This window comes from Streptomyces lateritius (genome assembly GCF_014649715.1).
In the GTDB taxonomy this organism is placed as follows: domain Bacteria; phylum Actinomycetota; class Actinomycetes; order Streptomycetales; family Streptomycetaceae; genus Streptomyces; species Streptomyces lateritius.
The window spans coordinates 1-1499 of sequence record NZ_BMTO01000005.1; the positions used below are offsets into that span (position 1 = coordinate 1).

The 1499-nt window shown below is 67.4% G+C and carries 1 protein-coding gene; it reads left to right on the forward strand.

The features are described 5' to 3' along the window. On the forward strand, positions 1 to 1499 hold a 1499-nt coding region (locus IE136_RS35515; RefSeq protein ID WP_229818763.1), incomplete at both ends, for a DNRLRE domain-containing protein.

Below are 1499 nucleotides of genomic sequence, written 5' to 3' on the forward strand. Positions count from 1 at the left end.
ACGATCGGTGGTGACCACTCCACCGAGACGCAGATCAAGGTCGGCTCCTACGACTCGGGCACGAACAAGGCGAACTCGTTCCTGCAGTTCTCCTCGCTGGGCACCACGCTCGCGGGGCAGCGGGTCACCGCCGCCACCCTGAACGTGTACGCGCTCTGGTCCTCGACCTGCACCCCGCAGTCGTTCTCGGTGCACCCGATCACCCAGTCCTGGACGCCGTCCGGGGTCACCAGCTACCCGGGGCCGTCCTACGGCACCTCGATCGGCACCGCGACGCCGTCGCCGGGCGCCTCCTGTTCCAACAGCGGGAACTCGGCGAGCGTCGGTGTGAAGATGCCGGTGAGTCTGTCCACGGCCTGGTTCAACCAGGTCGCCGGTGGGGGAGCGAACCACGGTCTCGCGATGACCGCGCCGACGAGCGACGGGCTGCACTGGAAGAAGTTCCACTCCGACAACTCGGCGACGGCCGGCTTCCGCCCGGCGCTCGACCTGACGTACACGACCGGCACGGCCCCGCAGGTCAACGCCTCGTACCCGTCGGAGAACTTCCAGGCCAACACCCTCCAGCCGGAGCTGCTCGTCTACGCGAGCGACGCCGACAAGGCGCCCAACGCGGCCCTGTCGTACACCTTCGAGGTCTACGACGCCGACAGCACGAGCACGACCCCGCTCGTCGCGTCCGGCACGGTGACCAAGCCGCACTGGAAGATCCCGGCCGGAAAACTGAAGTGGAGCAAGACCTACGTCTGGTACGTAGGCGTCACCGATGGTGCTGAAGAGGTGGTGGATTCCAGCCGCTTCACGACCGCTGTGCCGCAGCCGCCGGTGACCTCGGGTCTCGCGCAGAACACCGACGGCCACGAGTTCGACCCGTCGGACGGCAACTACACCACCGAGGACACCGACGCCGATGTGGAGGTGGTCGGCCCGTCCCTAGAGATCGACCGCTCCTACAACAGCCTCGACCCGCGGATCGACGGTGCTTTCGGTGCCGGCTGGTCGACGATCGCCGACATGAAGGCGACCGAGGTCAAGGACGGCGCCGGCACGGTCACGAGCGTGATCATCACCTACCCCGGTGGTGAGCAGGTCGCGTTCGGCCGCAACACCGACGGCACGTTCGTGCCGCCGCTGGGCCGCTACGCGCGCCTGGCGGCCGCCGTGCCTTCGGCGGTCGGATACCTGCTGACGGACAAAGACTTCACGGAGTACGGCCTGACGCAGGCCACCGCGAAGGCCGGTACGTTCGCCATCAAGACGATCAAGGACTTCGCCGGTCGTACGGAGACGTTCACGTACGACACGAACAAGCGCCTGACGAAGATCACCAACGACACGTCCAAGAGGTCGCTCACCCTGACCTGGTCGCAGCCGACCGGTGCCACCGCCTGGCATGTCCAGACGGTCGCGACCGATCCGTCGACCGCGGGCGATGCCGCCACGGCTCAGACGTGGCAGTACGGCTACACCGGTGACCAGCTGACCAAGGTGTGTCCGCC